This is a genomic window from Stenotrophomonas sp. 278, from assembly GCF_003935715.1.
Classification (GTDB): Bacteria; Pseudomonadota; Gammaproteobacteria; order Xanthomonadales; family Xanthomonadaceae; genus Stenotrophomonas; species Stenotrophomonas maltophilia_AH.
The window spans coordinates 11,970-30,294 of sequence record NZ_RHPP01000046.1; the positions used below are offsets into that span (position 1 = coordinate 11,970).

Annotated in this window: 14 protein-coding genes; 7 read left to right on the plus strand and 7 right to left on the minus strand. The window is 64.0% G+C overall.

What is annotated here, in order from left to right; genetic code table 11:
* Positions 1-14: 14 nt before the first annotated feature.
* From EGJ34_RS09720 to EGJ34_RS09735, 4 genes are read right to left on the minus strand one after another with little or no spacing between them, the layout of a single operon-like run.
* Entirely contained in the window at positions 15-755 is a 741-nt protein-coding gene (locus tag EGJ34_RS09720; RefSeq protein ID WP_125360289.1) for a hypothetical protein, read from the minus strand.
* Entirely contained in the window at positions 742-1,374 is a 633-nt protein-coding gene (locus tag EGJ34_RS09725; protein WP_125360290.1) for a haloacid dehalogenase-like hydrolase, read from the minus strand. The genes EGJ34_RS09720 and EGJ34_RS09725 overlap by 14 nt, the downstream gene beginning before the upstream one ends.
* Positions 1,371-1,925 carry a GNAT family N-acetyltransferase gene (locus EGJ34_RS09730; protein WP_185750130.1) on the minus strand — a complete coding sequence of 185 codons (555 nt, stop codon included), beginning with the start codon at positions 1,923-1,925 and terminating at the stop codon, positions 1,371-1,373. Before EGJ34_RS09730 ends, EGJ34_RS09725 begins: the two co-directional genes overlap by 4 nt.
* The gene (locus tag EGJ34_RS09735; RefSeq protein ID WP_125360292.1) at positions 1,909-3,021 is read right to left on the minus strand and encodes an aminotransferase class I/II-fold pyridoxal phosphate-dependent enzyme; all 1,113 of its coding nucleotides are present in this window, start codon (positions 3,019-3,021) and stop codon (positions 1,909-1,911) included. The genes EGJ34_RS09730 and EGJ34_RS09735 overlap by 17 nt, the downstream gene beginning before the upstream one ends.
* A gap of 408 nt (positions 3,022-3,429) precedes the next feature.
* Here EGJ34_RS09735 and kynU point away from each other — a divergent pair, with 408 nt between their 5' ends.
* From kynU to EGJ34_RS09760, 5 genes are all read left to right on the plus strand, one after another.
* Positions 3,430-4,707, plus strand: a complete 1,278-nt coding sequence (gene kynU, locus EGJ34_RS09740; protein ID WP_125360293.1) for a kynureninase — start codon at positions 3,430-3,432, stop codon at positions 4,705-4,707.
* A 27-nt stretch (positions 4,708-4,734) separates the two neighbouring features.
* Positions 4,735-6,102 (plus strand): NAD(P)/FAD-dependent oxidoreductase, encoded by a 1,368-nt coding sequence (locus EGJ34_RS09745; RefSeq protein WP_125360294.1) that lies wholly within the window; start codon positions 4,735-4,737, stop codon positions 6,100-6,102.
* Positions 6,102-7,544 carry an exodeoxyribonuclease I gene (sbcB, locus tag EGJ34_RS09750; RefSeq protein WP_125360295.1) on the plus strand — a complete coding sequence of 481 codons (1,443 nt, stop codon included), beginning with the start codon at positions 6,102-6,104 and terminating at the stop codon, positions 7,542-7,544. The genes EGJ34_RS09745 and sbcB overlap by 1 nt, the downstream gene beginning before the upstream one ends.
* Positions 7,541-8,227, plus strand: a complete 687-nt coding sequence (locus EGJ34_RS09755; RefSeq protein ID WP_125360296.1) for a DUF2461 domain-containing protein — start codon at positions 7,541-7,543, stop codon at positions 8,225-8,227. The genes sbcB and EGJ34_RS09755 overlap by 4 nt, the downstream gene beginning before the upstream one ends.
* Positions 8,228-8,298: 71 nt before the next feature.
* A complete protein-coding gene (locus EGJ34_RS09760; protein ID WP_125360297.1) occupies positions 8,299-8,838 on the plus strand; it encodes a DUF2939 domain-containing protein in 540 nt (179 codons plus the stop codon).
* Positions 8,839-8,925: 87 nt separating this feature from the next.
* Here EGJ34_RS09760 and EGJ34_RS09765 read toward each other — a convergent pair whose 3' ends face one another.
* From EGJ34_RS09765 to EGJ34_RS09775, 3 genes are all read right to left on the minus strand, one after another.
* A complete protein-coding gene (locus tag EGJ34_RS09765) occupies positions 8,926-9,870 on the minus strand; it encodes a 5'-nucleotidase (protein WP_125360298.1) in 945 nt (314 codons plus the stop codon).
* 49 nt (positions 9,871-9,919) lie between these two features.
* The gene (locus tag EGJ34_RS09770; RefSeq protein WP_125360299.1) at positions 9,920-10,693 is read right to left on the minus strand and encodes an NAD kinase; all 774 of its coding nucleotides are present in this window, start codon (positions 10,691-10,693) and stop codon (positions 9,920-9,922) included.
* A gap of 556 nt (positions 10,694-11,249) precedes the next feature.
* A complete protein-coding gene (locus tag EGJ34_RS09775) occupies positions 11,250-16,226 on the minus strand; it encodes an NAD-glutamate dehydrogenase domain-containing protein (protein ID WP_125360300.1) in 4,977 nt (1,658 codons plus the stop codon).
* Between the two features lie 265 nt (positions 16,227-16,491).
* On the opposite strand from EGJ34_RS09775, the gene EGJ34_RS09780 reads away from it, so the two are divergent.
* Positions 16,492-17,151 (plus strand): TetR/AcrR family transcriptional regulator, encoded by a 660-nt coding sequence (locus EGJ34_RS09780; protein ID WP_260476952.1) that lies wholly within the window; start codon positions 16,492-16,494, stop codon positions 17,149-17,151.
* On the plus strand, positions 17,151-18,325 hold a 1,175-nt coding region (locus EGJ34_RS09785; RefSeq protein ID WP_125360302.1), incomplete at its 3' end, for an efflux RND transporter periplasmic adaptor subunit. The genes EGJ34_RS09780 and EGJ34_RS09785, both read left to right, overlap by 1 nt.

The following is an 18,325-nucleotide window of genomic DNA, read 5'->3' on the forward strand; positions in this document are numbered from 1 at the left end:
GCCGGGCAAATGAGTCACCTAAGAGCGAAATGTAGAAAGGCCGCCCCTGTTCCTACTATTAGCATGTTGTCCATGCCCCTGGGTGAGAAGGCCTCAACAACCGTCATCAAAGCGGCGAATGCCAGAGCAACGGCAATGAGCTCCCAGCCACGAGCCTGCTCACCGACCCACAGCGCGACCAAGCACGCGATCAGTGAAACACTGAAAACCGCCAAACTTCCCTCTAGCGATTTTGTGTTTCGGACACGCCACACAGGATCGTAGATTGAGTAGCGCCGCTTCCCAAAGCGAAGTCCGACAGGCTCAGCAAGTCCATCACCCAAGCCCATTGCGCAAAAGGCAATCTTGGCATAAAGCGGACTGACCAAAGCGAGAGCCGAGTAGGTCGCAATCTGACCGGTAACCAACGGAAGGAACACAAAGAAGTTACCTCTCTCACCGTCCCTATCTCGGACATTGCTACGAATGACCCGGGACACAACTTCGCGTGAGGATTTTGCCGACCACGCATAAATCAGCAACACCAGCACCGACGTGGCCACTGCAGTCGGCACGAAACTCTCGTCGGGCAACCCAAAAAGGCATACGCCGGACAATGCCGAAAGAAGGAAGTGATTCAGCTTCCGGGAAAAACCGTCACGCAATCCCTTCTGCCTCATCAGCCAAGCCACGTTTCCAATAAGAAACGTGCCAATGACAACCACAGGAATGGCGCGATCGAAGCGCACAGCACACACGAAGTCAAAAAGAGTCACTGGGCCACCTCTCGATCATACCATCCGAGTTGACCCGGTACTTTTCAGCGCAAAGCCCAAGGACCGGGCCATCTTTCTCGCTGTCGGAGTAACCCGCCTTGAACTTAAGCTCATACCCAGAACGGAGCTGAATCTGGCGCACCTTCTCATTGAGAACGCAGCGCACCTGCAACACCCGCCCCCCAATGAAGCGCGAGAAACGCGAACCAATCAACGTTATCTCGGGACGCACAAGAAGATCACCATAAACCCGCCTTACAAGCGACTCTGGACTACCCGATACAACGTACACGTGCGTACCGCACTCAATGTATCGGCACAGCTCACCGTATGGCTCTGAGTAGCGACGCATTCCCCGGGAAAACTCGCAAGAAAATTCCGCATCCAGATCAAGCAATGAACGCTCGCGAGTCAGAACTGTCAGAATCCACAGGATAAAGCTAACACTCCAGCGGCGATCTGGGCAGATCAAGTACCCCACCAATGCCGGCACCACGAGTGGCAGCAACAGGACCAGCCTCAAAACGCTCTTCTTTGCAAGAAACAGCAGGTAGCTCCTGAACAGGTCGCCTTCGTGCAGAGTATCGTCCAGGTCAAAGAAAACCGAATCCGCCTTCATTTCCGCTCCATGGAAGCCAACCTTCCCTTGCGATACACGGATGCCTCAAAGTCCGACCTCGTCAACAGCATGGGGCGTATCTCACAGCCTCCCTCCTTAATCGGGCCACATAGGACCTTGAAGCCCATAAGGGTGTACAACCGATACTGCCTCCCAATGGCAGAGATAACCACGCGATCAATTTTATTCAGTGAACAGTACCCCATGACGGCCAGCATTAGTGCGTCATATATCCCCTTGGCACGATACCGCCTCTCAACTGCCAGCAACCTGATCTCTGCCACCCCATGCAGACTATTCCTCAACATGGATGATGAGATTCTCCCAAGAGTGGATACCCCACCGGCACCCGGAGGTGTGATGGACAGCATCCCGACAACAGACCCGTCAACCTTTGCAACAAAAAATACGCCAACTGAGTGCATTCGATCGACTTTGGAACCTGATGGATCCAGTGCGTGCTGACCCAACTCCTCGCAGTACACCCTGTGATTCAATGCCCATACGGAAATCATGTCCTCCGGAGACGCAATCTCAACCGTGCATTTCATTTCGAACCTCCAAAGCAGTACGAAGCGCATTAAGCAGCTTTGTCATGGTGTCGCTGTCAGCAATCGTCACGCGCAGGTAGGTGCCTGCCGATTCAATCACCTCCCGCTTGACGACGAAGCCGCAAGATCTGAGCTCCGAACAAACATCCACCTCCCCTTCCGCAATGCGCATAAGCATGAAATTGGCGTCAGTCCAGTAAGGATCTACCCCATCCATTCGGCGAAGTTCGTCGAACACATAACTCCTGACCTTGTAGAATTCGCTTCTTATTAGCTCGTGAAGCGGCGCATCATTCAGCCTTGAGATCGCAAGATCCTGATTCAACGTCGAGATTCCAAATACCGGAGACATGGCAGACATCGTCAATGCCCACTTCGCGTTGCACACGAGATATCCGACCCTAATGTCAGCCAACCCCAAGAATTTGGAGAATGTGCGCGTGACGAACAAGTTGGATCGACGTGCCGCTTTTTGCAGGATGCGAATAGAGCCGCCATCATCATCTGAGAATCCGCAATAGGCCTGGTCAACTACAAAACTCACATCGCGATACGCATCCACTAGTTCCAGAAGTTCATCGGCGTTTATCGAGTTCCCTGTGGGATTGTTTGGACTACAAACAATCACCACCCTAGGGTTGCAACTTTGAATTCGACACTTTATCTCCGACAGGTCGTAGACATAACAACCTTTGCCATTGAGCAACGGATAGGTGAATATCTCTCCACCAACAAGTTGGGCACACACCCGATAGAAGCTCCAGCTGGGCTCCGGGAGGAGCACTCGCTCACATTTGCCCAGAAGCGATATGAAGAGCAGCCTGAGAAGTTCCGAGCTTCCGTTGCCAACAACGACTTGCTCGGGCGCACAGGATGCATGTCTAGCCAGTTCGACCTTGAGCCGATCTGCGCCCTGTACCGGATAGCGATTCAATCGGCCCGACTGAGCCGCAAAGCATCTGGCGGCGAGGCGATCTTCGGCGGCTATCGTTGATGCAAAGAGATTCTCGTTTAGATGGAGCTGACACAATCCTGGAAGATCATTCTCGGGCATCTCATAGATCGCCGAATCCAAACGTAGAGCACTTCCTTTCATTGGCTTTCCTTTTTCTCGCAACTTCTTCGCTAAGCAGTCCAGAGGGGCGGCACTCAATGGCGCATATCCGAGTGAGAGAAACGAGGTGACACGAGACAGGCTCCTCGAGTCGACGCCGCCGGATTAAGCGCCATTTTCGCTGCGTGCTGATCAAACCATGCAAGACTCACAGCCAAGCGAGGTTCGGACCATGAAGATTGTTGTACTCGTACGCACTAGAACGTTGTTCTGCATCGCACGTCTCACTTTCTTAACTTCCGAGCCTCGTAACGTAAAAATCAAGTGGGTTACCCGACATTTGAAGGCAGTGAATCTGGGGGAATTCACTTCGTCGCGGGCAGACATGAGATTTCCCAAAAGCGTCGCCTACACAGATAAACTGGCGCATCTCAGACAATCGTCATTGCCATGTCCGAACTGCTCAGCCGTTCCCATGCCGTCGCCCTGGATGCCGCCGACCCGCTGCGCGCCCTGCGCGCCGAATTCGTGTTCCCCCAGCACGACCATCGCGACCAGACCTACTTCGTTGGCAACTCACTCGGCCTGCAACCCCGCAAGGCGCAGGCGGCGGTGCAGGAGGTGATGGACAAGTGGGGCGCGCTGGCGGTGGAAGGCCACTTCACCGGTGATACGCAGTGGCTGCGCTACCACCGGCTGGTGAACGAGCAGCTGGCCCGGGTGGTCGGCGCGCTGCCCAGCGAAGTGGTGGCGATGAACACGCTCAGCGTGAACCTGCACCTGATGATGGTCAGCTTCTACCGGCCCACCGCGCAGCGTCCGGTCATCCTGATGGAGGCGGGTGCTTTCCCCACCGACCGCCATGCGGTGGAGTCGCAGATCCGCTTCCACGGCTTCAACCCGGACACTGATCTGGTCGAGGTGCACCCAGACGAAGCCAACGGCACGATTTCGCAGCAGGCCATTGAACGCGCCATCGCCGAACACGGCCCGCGCCTCGCCCTGGTGTTATGGCCGGGCGTGCAGTACCGCACCGGCCAGGTGTTCGATCTGGACGCGATCACCCGCGCGGCGCGCCTGCAGGGAGCCAACGTCGGCTTCGACCTGGCCCACTCGGTGGGCAACGTGCCGCTGCAGCTGCACGACATCGCACCCGATTTCGCGGTGTGGTGCCACTACAAGTACCTCAACAGCGGCCCGGGCGCGGTTGCCGGTGCCTTCGTGCACGAACGCCATCACCGGGATACCTCGCTGCCGCGCTTCGCCGGCTGGTGGGGCCACGAGGAAGCCACCCGCTTCAAGATGGCCCCGCAGTTCGTGCCCGCCGTCGGTGCTGAAGGCTGGCAACTGAGCAACCCGCCGGTGCTGGGCCTCGCCCCGCTGCGTGCGGCACTGGATGTGGTGGATGCCGCCGGCGGCATGGACGCGCTGCGCGCCAAGTCGCTGCAACTGACCGGACTGCTCGATGCGCTGGTACGCGCCCGCCTGGCGAACGTCCTTGAGGTGCTGACCCCGAGTGAGCCGGAACGGCGCGGCTGCCAGCTTTCGCTGCGCGTGATCGGTGGTCGCGAACGTGGCCGCAGCCTGTTCGAATATCTGCAGACCGTGGGCGTGCTCGGCGACTGGCGCGAACCGGACGTGATCCGCATCTCACCCACGCCGCTGTACAACCGTTACCTCGACCTGCACCACTTTGTCGAGGAAGTCGAATCCTGGGCCGGACTGTAAGCCGCCCCCTCCCCCGCTGGAACGCTCTTGATCGCACATGCACACCGCTCCCTGAGCATCATTGGTGCCGGCCTTGCCGGCTCGCTGCTGGCCATCCTGCTGTCCCGCCAGGGCTGGCGCATCACCCTGTACGAGCGTCGCGGCGACCCGCGCATTGCCGACTACGAGTCCGGCCGTTCGATCAACCTGGCGCTGGCCGAGCGCGGCCGCAATGCGCTGCGCCAGGCGGGCGTGGAAGACGCGGTCATGGCCAAGGCGGTGATGATGCGCGGCCGCATGCTGCACGCGCGCGACGGCGGCACGCAGCTGCAGCGCTATGGTCGTGACGACAGCGAGGTGATCTGGTCGATCCACCGCAAGGACCTCAACCACACCCTGCTGCAGCTGGCCGAAGACGCTGGCGCGCAGGTGCACTTCCACCGCCGCCTGCACACGGTGGATTTCGAGGCCGGCTACGCGCGTTTCATCGACGACCGCGACGACCAGCCGCATGACATCCGCTTCGACACCCTGATCGGGGCCGACGGTGCCGGCTCGGCGCTGCGTGCAGCGATGAACCGCAAGCAGCCGCTGGACGAGCGCACCGAGTTCCTGGGCCACTCCTACAAGGAACTGGAGATCCCGCCGACCGAAGACGGCGGCTTCCGGATTGAAGCCAATGCCCTGCACATCTGGCCGCGCGGCCAGTACATGTGCATCGCCCTGCCGAACGACGAGGGGACCTTCACCGTCACCCTGTTCCTGCCCAACGAGGGCGATCCGAGTTTTGCCACCACCCGCACCGGGGCCGAGGCCGAGGCCCTGTTCGCGCGCGACTTTCCCGATGCCCTGCCGCTGATCCCGCACCTGCGCCGCGACTGGGAAGAGCACCCGCCCGGCCTGCTCGGGACGCTGTACCTGCGTCAGTGGCACCTGGGCGGACGTGCCGTGCTGCTCGGCGATGCCGCGCATGCGATGGTGCCTTTCCACGGCCAAGGCATGAACTGCGCGTTCGAAGACTGCGTGGCGCTGGCCCGTCACCTGCAGGAACAGGATTCGCTGGAAGCGGCCTTCGCGGTCTTCGAAGCCGAACGCAAGCCCAATGCGGAAGCGATCCAGCAGATGGCGCTGGAAAACTATCTGGAAATGCGCGACCGCGTCGCCGACCCGGCGTTCCAGCTGCAGCGCGAACTGGAACAGCAGCTGCAGGCGCGCTGGCCAACCCGCTTCGTGCCGCACTACACCATGGTCACGTTCCTGCATACGCCTTACGCGGTGGCGCTGGAACGCACCTACCTGCAGCGACGCATCCTGGAGGACGCCACCGCCGGCCACACCACGCTGGAAAACATCGACTGGCTCGCACTGAAACGCATCGTGCATGACCAGCTGCCCGTGCTGGAGGGTGCGCACTGATGGCGGCCGACAGCTTCCTGTTCTACGACCTGGAAACCTTCGGCCAGGATCCGCGCCGCACCCGTATCGCGCAGTTTGCCGCGATCCGCACCGATGCGGACCTGCAGATGATCGATGAGCCGGTGAGCTTCCACGTCAAACCCGCCGACGATGTCCTGCCCTCGCCCATCGCCACACTGATCACCGGCATCACCCCGCAGCACGCGCTGGCCGAAGGCGTGAGCGAAGCCGAGGCATTCGCGCGCATCAACGACCTGATGGCACGCCCGGGCACCTGCACGCTGGGCTACAACACGTTGCGCTTCGACGACGAGTTCGTGCGCCACGGCCTGTTCCGCAACTTCTTCGACCCCTACGAACGCGAGTGGCGCAACGGCAATTCGCGCTGGGACCTGCTGGACATGCTGCGGCTGGTCCATGCGCTGCGTCCGGACGGCATCGTCTGGCCGAAGCGCGAGGACGGCGCGACCTCGTTCAAGCTCGAGCACCTGGCGCTGGCCAACGACGTGCGCGTGGGCGACGCCCATGAAGCGCTGTCGGACGTGCACGCCACCATCGGCATGGCCCGGCTGTTCAAGCAGGCGCAGCCACGCCTGTGGGACTACGCGCTGAAGCTGCGCGACAAGCGCTTTGTCGGCAGCCTGCTGGACGTGGACGCGGCGCAGCCGGTACTGCACATTTCCATGCGCTATCCCGCATCGCGCCTGTGCGCGGCCCCGGTGCTGCCGCTGGCGCGCCATCCCTACATCAACAACCGCATTATCGTGCTCGACCTGGAAGGCGACATCGACGGCCTGCTCGCGCTGCCTGCCGAGACCCTGGCGGCGCGCCTGTACACCCGGGCCGCCGACCTGGCCGAGGGCGAACAGCGCGTGCCGCTGAAGGAAGTGCATCTGAACAAAGTGCCGGCGCTGGTGGCGTGGAATCACCTGCGTCCTGCCGACCATGCGCGCCTGGGGATCGACGTGGCCGCCGTGGAAGCCGCCGCCGCGCGTGTCCGCGCGGTTGCGCCAGCGCTGGCGGAAAAGGTCCGCCAGGTGTTCGGTGGCGAACGTGAGATCGCTCCCGGTGACGTGGACGCCTCGCTGTATGACGGCTTCCTCGCCGACGGCGACAAGGCGTTGATGACCCGGCTGCGTACCAGCCCAGCGGCCGAACTGGCCGGCTACGCCAGCCGCCTGCGCGACGCGCGCATGCCCGAGCTGCTGTTCCGCTACCGTGCACGCAACCATCCCGAGACCCTGGATGCGGCCGAACGCCAGCGCTGGAACGATTACCGTCGCCAGCGCCTGCTCGGCGAATCCGGCCTGGGCGAACAGACCCTGCCGCAGTACCGGGCGCAGATCGACGCGCTGCGTGCCGAGCACGCCGCCGAACCCACCCGGTTGGCCCTGCTGCAGCAGCTGGCCGACTGGGGCAATCATCTGGAGCAGAGCCTGTGAGTACCTATTTCACCCCTGCCAGCTTCACTTTCCTGCGGGGACTGGCGCGCAACAACGACAAGACCTGGTTCAACGATCACAAGGACAAGTACGAAGCGCACGTGCGCCAGCCGTTCCTGCGCCTGATCACCGACCTGCAGCCGGACCTGGCCACGGTGAGCCCGCACTTCCGTTCCGACCCGAAAACGGTCGGCGGGTCACTGTTCCGCATCTATCGCGACGCGCGCTTTTCCAATGACAAGTCGCCGTACAAGAGCTGGCAGGGCGCGCGTCTGTTCCATGAGCGCCGCAAGCAGGTGCCGGCCCCGTCGTTCTACATCCACCTGCAACCGGGTGAGAGCTTCGTCGGGGCCGGGCTGTGGCATCCGGAACCGGATACCCAGCGCCGCATCCGCCATTTCATCGTCGACAACCCGGGAGCGTGGAAGGCGGCGGCGCATGCGCCGGCGCTGCGCAAGCGGTTCGACTTTGAACAGAGCGAGATGCTGGTGCGGGCACCGCGCGGGTTCGAGCCGGACTTTGAGTTCATTGACGACCTGAAGCACAAGAACTGGGTGTTCTGGCGCGCGCTCGATGATTCGGTGATGACCGGGCCGAAGCTGCGGCAGACGATTGCCAAGGACCTTACTGCGCTGGGGCCGTTTGTGGATTATCTGTGTGCGGCATTGGATCTGGAGTTTTGACGGTGGGTTGTGGCAGCCACGCAGGGCGTGGCTCTACGCTGGCTTGACGGGGGTTGGGGCAAGGTGACGGCATGAAGAAGGTTCTTTGGACCGTGGTTGCGCTGGGGGTGCTGCTGGCGGCCTATGTGGTCGGCGGGCCGTACCTGACCCTGCGCGGCCTGGCGCAGGCGGTGGAGCAGCGCGACACCTCCAAACTGGACCGTTACGTGGACTTCCCGATGCTGCGCGCCAACCTGCGCGCGCAGCTGGATGACTACGTGGTGCGCCGGGCCGGGCCGGATGTGCAGTCGAATCTGGTGGGGGCCTTGCTGCTCACCGCTGGTCAGCGGCTGAGCGGCACCGCGGTGGATGCGATGGTCACCCCGACCGGGATCGGTGCGCTGCTGGAAGGGCATACGCTGTGGAAGCGGGCCAGCAATGACCTGGAAAGCAATGATGCGTATGCGCCGCCGAGGGCAGCACGCCCGCTCGAGGGGGCCAGCCATCGGTTTGAATCGACGTCACGGTTTACCGCCACCACGCACACCGCGCAGGGAGCACCGGTGGTGTTCGTGCTGCAGCGACAGGGGTTGAGCTGGAAGCTGGTGGATATCCGGCTGCCGCTGGACTGACGGCGTCACGACCAACGGTCGTGACCTACCGATTGCGGTAAACCACGGCAATCCCAGTGGGTCACGACCGTTGGTCGTGACGGCAGATCAATCGTTGGCTACGCCATGCGGAACGTGGCCGGCGGCCACGCTCAGGTGCTGGCGGGCGCTGTCGATGTTGTGCTGCGAGTCGTCGAAGAAGATGTCCGCGCCGAACGCTTCCAGGAACGGACCCTTGTGACGGCCACCGAGGAACAGCGCTTCGTCCAGTCGCACACCCCACTCACGCAGGGTGCGGATGACCCGCTCATGCGCCGGAGCCGAACGTGCGGTGACCAGTGCGGTCCGGATCGGTGCATCGTCGCCCGAGGGAAACACCGCCTGCAGGGTGTGCAGCGCCGAGAGGAAATTGCGGAATGGGCCACCACTGAGCGGCTCGCGGGCGTTTTCACGCTCATGCCGGCCAAACGCCTCCACGCCCTGCTCGCGCGAGATGCGTTCGCTTTCGTCACCGAAAATAACCGCGTCACCGTCGAAGGCGATGCGCAGCTGGGTGCGCGGCCGGCCCAGGTCCAGCGGTTCGGCCGCGGCCAGGGTCTCGTCGTAAGGTTTGGGCAGGATCGTGGCAGCGGCGATGCCATGGCGCAGCGCACGCCGTACCGATTCGGGGTTGGCCGACAGGAACAGATCGGTGCCGAAAGGCTTCACATACGGCCAGGTCGGCTCGCCGGCAGTGAACGTGGCGCGGATGATGCCCAGGTCGTAATGCTGGATGGAATTGAAGATGCGCAGGCCGGTATCGGCGGAGTTGCGTGACAGCAGGATGACCTCCACCCGCGGCGACTCGGGCGACTGGCCCTGGTTGAGCGCCAACAGCTTGCGCACCACCGGAAAGGCGACGCCGGGACGCAGGATGTCGTCTTCGTGCTTGCGCTGGTATTCGGCATAGGCGTCCACGCCTTCGGCCTCGAACAGGGCGTGGCCCTCTTCCAGGTCGAACAGGGCCCGTGAGGTCACGGCTACGGTCAGCAAGCGGGGGGAGTTGTCGCCCATGGCAGTCAGCAATCCAATGCGGCCGCAGCGGCCGGCCAGCTATTGTCGGTCAAAACATGAACTGTTCGCTGAGAATCCGGTCTTCGAGGTTGTGTTCCGGGTCAAACAGCAGGGTCACCCGGCGCTCGCGGGATTCGCGGATGGTGACCTCGACCACGTCGCGGGTTTCATGCGAATCGGCGGTGACGCTGACCGGGCGCTTGTAGGGGTCCAGCACGCGGAACCGCACCTCGGTATCGGCCTTGAGGATCGCCCCGCGCCAACGCCGGGGCCGATACGGGGCCAGCGGCGTGAGCGCGATGGTATGAGAGCCCAGCGGCAGGATCGGGCCGTGCGCGGAATAGTTGTAGGCGGTGCTGCCCGCCGGCGTGGACACCAGCACGCCGTCGCCGATGAGCTCGCTGACCCGCTCCTGGCCGTTGAGGTCGACGCCGATGTGCGCGGCCTGGCGGGTCTGGCGCAGCAGCGAGACGTCGTTGTAGGCCAGCGAACCGGTGGTGGTGCCCGATTCGGTAAGCGCGAGCATTTCCAGTGGCCGCAGGTTGGCCGGTTCGGCCAGCGCGATGCGCATCGGCACGTCGTCTTCGGCTCGGTACTGGTTCATCAGGAAGCCGACCGTGCCCAGTTTCATGCCGAACACCGGTTTGCCCAGGTGGCCATGCCGGTGCAGGGTCTGCAGCATGAAACCGTCACCGCCGAGCGGGCACAGCACGTCGGCGTCTTCGGGCGCATGTTCGCCGTAGCGCGCCAGCATGGCCGCGCGCGCGTGCTGGGCGGGTTCGGTGGTGCTGGCCAGGAAGGCGATGCGGGGGGTATCGCTCATGGGGGTCCGGGGTTCCGCGTGGGGCTTTGGTTGAAGGATAACCGGGGTTGTTCGCGAAGAGCGGCGTTTCGGTTTCTCCGTGCTGGGGAGGGGGCGGGCACCCTCGCTCCGGGGTATCACGAACCTGCGGTTCGAGATACCCAAGTATTCCACCTTATCCCCCCGCCTTCGGCGCGCCCCCTTCAACAAGAAGGGGGCTCCTCCCTTCGAGGATAGTGCAACCGGACGGCGAGAGCGTGCGTTGTATTGGGGTCATGCGTTACCGGATGTTGGGAGTTTCACGGCGATCGTCTGTCGACCGATCCCACCGGGGCTGCGTGCTTTTGATTTTCGTTGGCCGCCGATTGATTGTCGGGGGGCCATCGGATGGGGGGTACGGGACCGTTGAGAACATGGATGTTTTCGACGAGCCCCCATGGATGGGTTAACGGCGTGTCCCGTACCCCCCATCCGATGGCCCCAGGCACGCACGCCGGCGGCCGATGGTTGTTCGCGCGAATCCAACAAAAAAGGCCCCGCCGGAGCGGGGCCTTTTGGGCTTCAGCCGATCAGACGCTTACGCGCCGTGGGCGGCGAGCTGGCCCAGGCGCTGGACGGCGACCGAGACGGTCGGGTAGTCCAGGGTCTTCTGCTCGGCCAGTTCGGCCAGCATCGCCAGGGTGAAGCGCAGGCTGTTGTCGTCGCGGCCAATCCAGGCCGCTACCTTGGCTTCCGCACTGCCGCCCTTGGTGCCCAGCACCTGGCCAGCCAGGTTGCGGTGGTGCGCGGCCAGTTCGTCACGCAGCACGCCACGGGCCACCGCGTGCCAGCGGCCGTTGACCTCCAGCGCGTCGATCTGCTCGAACAGCCACGGCAGCTGCAGCGCGTCGCCCAGGCGGAAGTGGACCTTGGATACGTCCACCGGCTTAAGCTTGCGCGTGCGGGCCAGTTCGATGATGTCGAACGCCGGCTCCAGGAAGTGCAACTCGGCCAGCTGCTGCGCCAGAGCCGGCGGCAGGCCCTTTTCCTTCCACTCGGCCACCAGTGCCTCGTAGGTTGGACGCTGCGAATCCGGCAGCACACCCGACGCTTCGCGGATGTCGTTGAACGGCCCCTGGTAGCGGTTCACCGCCTCGGTGATGCCCGGCATCGGGCCGGGGCGGAACAGCAGCCAGCGCACGAACGAACGCTGCAGCTTCCAGATCACTTCCAGCGCGTCGATCTGCACCGACTCCGGCACCGTGCCGTCCAGCGCGTCAATCTGCGCCCACAGCGCGCGTGCATCCAGCGTTTCACGGCTGATCGTGTACGCCTTGGCCACTTCCGAGATCGAACGGCCGGTGTCTTCCTGCATGCGCATCAGGAAGGTCGCGCCCATCCGGTTGATGGTCTGGTTGGTCACCGCCGTGGCGATGATCTCGCGCTTCAGGCGGTGACGCTCCATCGCGTCGGCGTACTTCTTCTGCAGCGGCGTCGGGAAGTAACGCAGCAGCTCCTTGGACAGGTACGGATCTTCCGGAATGTCCGATTCCAGCAGCTGCTGGAACGCCACCAGCTTGGAATACGACAGCAGCACCGACAGCTCCGGACGAGTCAGGCCCTGGCCACGTGCCTTACGCTGGGACAGCTCGGCGTCCGACGGCAGGAACTCGATCTGACGGTCGAGCAGACCCTGCTTCTCCAGCGTGCGGATGAAGTGCTGCTTCGAACCCAGGCGCTTGACCGCCATCCGCTCCATCAGGCTCAGTGCCTGGTTCTGGCGGTAGTTGTCATTCAGCACCAGGTCGGCCACTTCGTCGGTCATCGACGCCAGCAGCTTGTTGCGCTGGTCAACCGTCAGCTTCTTGGCGCGCACCACATCGTTGAGCAGGATCTTGATGTTCACTTCGTGGTCCGAAGTGTCCACACCCGCCGAGTTGTCGATGAAGTCGGTGTTGAGCAGCACGCCGGCCTGGGCGGCCTCGATGCGGCCCAGCTGGGTCATGCCCAGGTTACCGCCCTCGCCCACCACCTTGCAGCGCAGCTCGCTGCCGTTCACGCGCAGCGCGTTGTTGGCGCGGTCGCCGACATCGCTGTGCTGTTCGGTTGCGGCCTTGACGTAGGTGCCGATGCCGCCGTTCCACAGCAGGTCCACCGGGGCCTTCAGGATCGCGCTCATCAGGTCGTTCGGCGACAGCGCCTTGACGCCCTCGTCCAGACCCAGCGCCTCGCGCACCTGCGGGGTGATCTCGATCGACTTCAGGGTGCGCGGGTAGATGCCGCCGCCCTTGCTGATCAGCTTGGCATCGTAGTCGGCCCAGCTGGAACGCGGCACAGTGAACATGCGCTCACGCTCGACGAACGAGGTCGCCGCGTCCGGGTTCGGGTCGAGGAAGATGTGGCGGTGGTCGAACGCCGCCAGCAGGCGGATGTGGCGCGACAGCAGCATGCCGTTGCCGAACACGTCGCCGGACATGTCGCCTACGCCGACCGTGGTGAAGTCCTGGGTCTGGCTGTCACGGCCCAGCGCACGGAAGTGGCGCTTCACCGATTCCCATGCACCGCGCGCGGTGATGCCCATGCCCTTGTGGTCGTAACCAACCGAACCACCCGAGGCGAACGCGTCGCCCATCCAGAAGCCGTGCGCGATGGCCAGGCCGTTGGCGATGTCGGAGAAGGTCGCGGTGCCCTTGTCGGCCGCCACCACCAGGTACGGGTCGTCCATGTCGTGACGGACCACGTCCACCGGCGGCACGATCTTGTTGTTGACGATGTTGTCGGTGATGTCCAGCAGGCCCTGGATGAACAGCTTGTAGCAGGCCACGCCATTGGCGAACACCGCATCGCGGTCACCGCTGGCCGGCGGCATCTTGGCGAAGAAGCCGCCCTTCGCGCCGACCGGCACGATCACGGTGTTCTTCACCATCTGCGCCTTGACCAGGCCCAGCACCTCGGTACGGAAGTCCTCACGACGGTCCGACCAGCGCAGGCCGCCACGGGCAACCGCGCCGAAGCGCAGGTGGGTACCTTCCACGCGCGGGCCGTACACGAAGATTTCGCGGTACGGGCGCGGCTTGGGCAGGTCCGGCACCAGCGCCGAATCGAACTTGAAGCTGATGCAGTGGCCCGGACGGCCCTCGGCATCGGTCTGGTAGTAGCTGGTACGCAGGGTGGCGTCGATCACGCCCATGAAGCTGCGCAGGATGCGGTCTTCGTCCAGGCTGGAGACGCGGTCCATCAGCTTGAGCAGCGCCTCGCGGGTGGCCTCCATCTGCGCGTCGCGGCTGCCCTTGCGGGCATCGACCACGGTCTTGAGCACCTTCAGGGTGGCTTCGTCACCACCGGCCAGCACGTTCAGATGTGCGCGCAGCTCGGCCTGGCCTTCGGCGATGGCGTCCTTGTCCTCGTTTCCGGTCGCCGGGTCGAAGCGGGCTTCGAACAGCTCCACCAGCAGGCGGGCCAGCAGCGGGTAACGGGTGAAGGTGCCTTCCACGTAAGCCTGCGAGAACGGGACGCCGGTCTGCAGCAGGTACTTGCAGTAGCCACGCAGCATCGCAACCTGACGCCAGTGCAGGCCAGCGGCCAGCACCAGGCGGTTGAAGCCGTCGTTCTCGGCGTCGCCATGCCACACGCGGGCGAAGGTTTCGCCGAAGGCTTCGTCAACGCTGGCGGCGTTGATCGCGCCGGCGGTCGATTCGACCTCGAAGTCCTGCACGTACACCGGGGCGTTGTCCACGGTGAGGCGGTACGGGCGCTCGGCAATGACACGCAGGCCCATGTTCTCCATCATCGGCAGCGCGTCCGACAGCGGAATGTCGTCCAGCTGGCGGTACAGCTTCAGGCGCAGGCCCTCGCCGTTCTCACGCTGCACGGCCTGCAGGCTCAGGCGCAGGTCGTCCGGACCGGTCAGCGCATCGAGCTGGCTGACGTCGTTGGCGGCGATCTCGGTGCTGGAATCTTCGATGTAACCGGCCGGCAGCGCCTTGCCGATGCGGGCGGCGATACGCAGGCCTTCGGTTTCACCGTGGCGGGCCACCAGTGCTTCGCGCAGGTCGTCCTGCCAGTTGCGCAGCACCTGGGCCAGCTTCTGCTCCAGTGCCGAGGTGTCAACATCCAGGGTTTCACCGGCCTTCGGGCGCACGATCAGGTGCACCTGGGCCAGCGGCGACTCGCCCAGCACCACCGAGCTGTCCACGTACTCGCCGTGAAGGGCTTCCTTGAGCATGGCCTCGATGCGCAGGCGCACGTCGGTGTTGAAGCGCTCACGCGGCAGGTAGACCAGCGCGGAGATGAAGCGGCTGTACTTGTCACGGCGCAGGAACAGACGGCTGCGCACGCGCTCCTGCAGGCCCAGCACGCCCATGGCGGTGCGGTACAGCTCTTCCTCGCTGGACTGGAACAGTTCTTCGCGCGGCAGGGTTTCCAAAATGTGACGCAGCGCCTTGCCACTGTGGCTGGCCGGAGCCAGGCCGGAGGTGCTCATCACATATTCGTGGCGCTGGCGCACCAGCGGAATTTCCCACGGGCGACGGTTGTAGGCGCTGGAGGTGAACAGGCCGAGGAAGCGCTGCTCGCCGATGATCTTGCCCTTGGCGTCGAATTCGAGCACGCCGATGTAATCCATATAGCCGGCGCGGTGAACGCGCGAACGGGCATTGGTCTTGGTCAGGATCAACGCGTCCTTCAGCCCGCTGGTGGCATTGAGCCCCTGCGCGGCGAGGGTCCTGACCGGACGTGCGGCGGACGTGTCACGGCCGCGCATCAGGCCCAGCCCGGTGTCGTTGAGCGGAGCCAGCACTTCTTCCTTGCCCTGCTTTTCCACGCGGTAGGCGCGGTAGCCGAAGAAAGTGAAGTGGTTGTCGGCGGCCCAGCGCAGGAATTCCTGCGCTTCGGCGCGCGAGGCGGCATCCACCGGCAGCTGGCGGCTGCCGAGGTCGTCGGCGATGCTCAGCGCCTGGGTGCGCATGGCGTCCCAGTCACGGACGATGGCACGCACCTCGTCCAGCGACTTGCTGATCGCCTTTTCAATGTCGGCCATTGCCTCGGCCGGCTGACGGTCGATTTCCAGCAGCATCACCGATTCGGCGGTGCCCTCGCTCACGCCGGTGAGCTTGCCGGCCTTGTCACGGCTGAAGCGGATCACCGGGTGACCCAGCACATGCACGCCAATGCCCTGCTCGGCCAGCGCCATGGTCACCGTGTCCACCAGGAACGGCATGTCGTCGTTGACGATCTGCAGCACGGTGTGCGGCGATTCCCACCCGTTGGCCTTCAAGGTGGGGTTGAACACGCGGACGTTGGCCTTGCCGACCTTGCGGGCACGGGCGAATTCCAGCATGTCGGCAGCCAGTGCGGCCCACTCCTCAGCGGTGTGGTGCGGGAACTCGTCCGCTTCCATGCGCTTGTAGAAGTCTGCGGCAAAGGCCACTGCCTCGGCCTGGGCGGCCGCCGGGTAACGCTTGCGCAAGGCCGTGTACACCGGTTCCAGCGAGAAGCCCACTGGCGAAACAGTCTGCGTATCGGCTGGTTTGGTTTTTGCTTTCACGGTCTTGGCGACAGGTTTTTGCGGTTTCATGGCAGAGCGATGCGTGTTGCTCAGTTGGAAAAATGAAATTGTAGCCCTACCGCAGGAAAAGGCCTTGCTGCAGGACGGAATCTGGCATTTCGGGTTGGGTGGCGTTTACGTCGCGTCGCCCAGTTCGGCAGGGTATGGAGACGACGGTCACACATCCTCTCGCCTGACATCGTGCACATCGTGCGTGGCAGGCGGACGACAACGCACAGGACAGTGCCAAAAGATAGGGTTCTCCAATTCTGAACTGGACGGTATAGTCCACCGCGTGAACACCCCCACCCCCGCTGCCGGCGCATTGGACGCGCGCGATCACCGCGTGTTCGATGCCGTGCGCGAACTGATGTCCACCCAGGGCATGCAGTTGAGCATGGAGGCGGTGGCCCAGCAGGCGGGTTGCTCCAAGCAGACTCTTTACAGCCGCTATGGCAGCAAGCAGGAACTGCTGCGCCGGGTGATGCAGCGTCACCTCTGCCGCGCCACCGCCGGCCTGCGTGCGATGGACGGCGAAGACCTGCGCGGCTGCCTGCTGCAGTTCGCCATCGACCACATCGAACACTTCAACGAACCCCAGGTGGTGCAGGCCCGTCGGCTGATCGCGGCCGAGGCGGCCCAGTTCCCCCAGGAAGCCCGCGCCCTCTACCGCGACGGGGCGGGCGCGCTGGCCCTTCACCTTGCTGAATGGATCGCGACCCGGATCGAGCGCGGCCTGCTCCGGCATGACGACCCACACTTCATGGCCGAACTGCTATTGAGCATGATCGCCGGGCTGGATTTCGAGAAACAACGCTTCCATACCCCCCATCGCGATGACGCCGCCACACGCCGCCGCTGGGCCGAATTTGCCGTGGACAGTTTTCTGCAAGCCTTTGCAATGCACGCTGCTGTTCCCGAACCCCATTCAAACCAACTCCGGAGTTTCTCCTGATGATCGCCCCACTCCGCACCTTTGCCCTGACGTGCGCAGTCGCCGTCGCGCTGACCGCCTGCAAGAAGGAGGAACAGCAGACGCCCCCGCCGCCGGAAGTGGGCGTGATCGAAGCCAAGGCTCAGACCCTGCCGCTGCAGCGCGAGCTGGTCGGCCGGCTGTCGCCGTTCCGCAGCGCCGACGTGCGCGCCCGCGTGCCGGGCGTGCTGCTCAAGCGCGTCTACCAGGAAGGCCAGGACGTCAAGCAGGGCCAGGTCCTGTTCCTGATCGACCCGGCTCCGCTGCAGGCCGCACTGAACGCCTCGCAGGGTGAGCTGGCTTCGGCCCAGGCCACCTACGCCAACGCAAAGGCGGCCGCTGCCCGCGCCCGCTCACTGGCCCCGCAGAAGTTCGTCTCCAAGTCCGACCTGGACGCCGCCGAGGCCACCGAACGTACCGCCGCGGCCGCCGTGCAGCAGGCCCAGGCCTCTCTGGCCAGTGCCAAGATCAACCTCGGCTACGCCGAGGTCACCGCACCGATCAGTGGCCGTGCCGGCAAGCAGCAGGTCACCGAAGGCGCGCTGGTCGGCCAGGGCGACGTCACCCTGCTGACCACGATCGACCAGCTGGACCCGCTGTACGTGAACTTCTCGATGAGCTCGGACGAAATGACCCAGCTGCGCCGCGCCCAGGCCCAGGGGTCGGTGGCGCTGAGCGGCGACGGCAAGTCCACCGTGCAGGTGCGCCTTGCCGACGGAACCGTGTACGGCGAACCGGGCACGCTGGACTACTCTTCGGCCACGGTCGACCCGGCCACCGGTGCGGTGACCCTGCGCGCGGTGCTGCCGAACCCGCAGCAGCTGCTGCTGCCGGGTTCGTTCGTCAGCTTCCAGGCCGTGCTCGGTGAGCGCAAGAATGCCTTCCTGGTACCGCTGCAGTCGCTGCAGCGTGACACCGTCGGCGGCTACGTGATGGTGGTCGGCAAAGACGGCAAGGTGGTGCGCAAGAACGTCACCACCGAAGGCCAGCAGGGTTCCAGCTGGCTGGTGACCGGCGGCATCGAGCCCGGCGACCAGGTGATCGTGGCCGGCGTGCAGAAGGTCAAGGAAGGCGCACCGGCGTCCGCCAAGCCCTGGACACCGACTGCCGCCAACGGCAATGGCCAGACTCCGGCCGCCGGTGTCCCGGCGGGTGC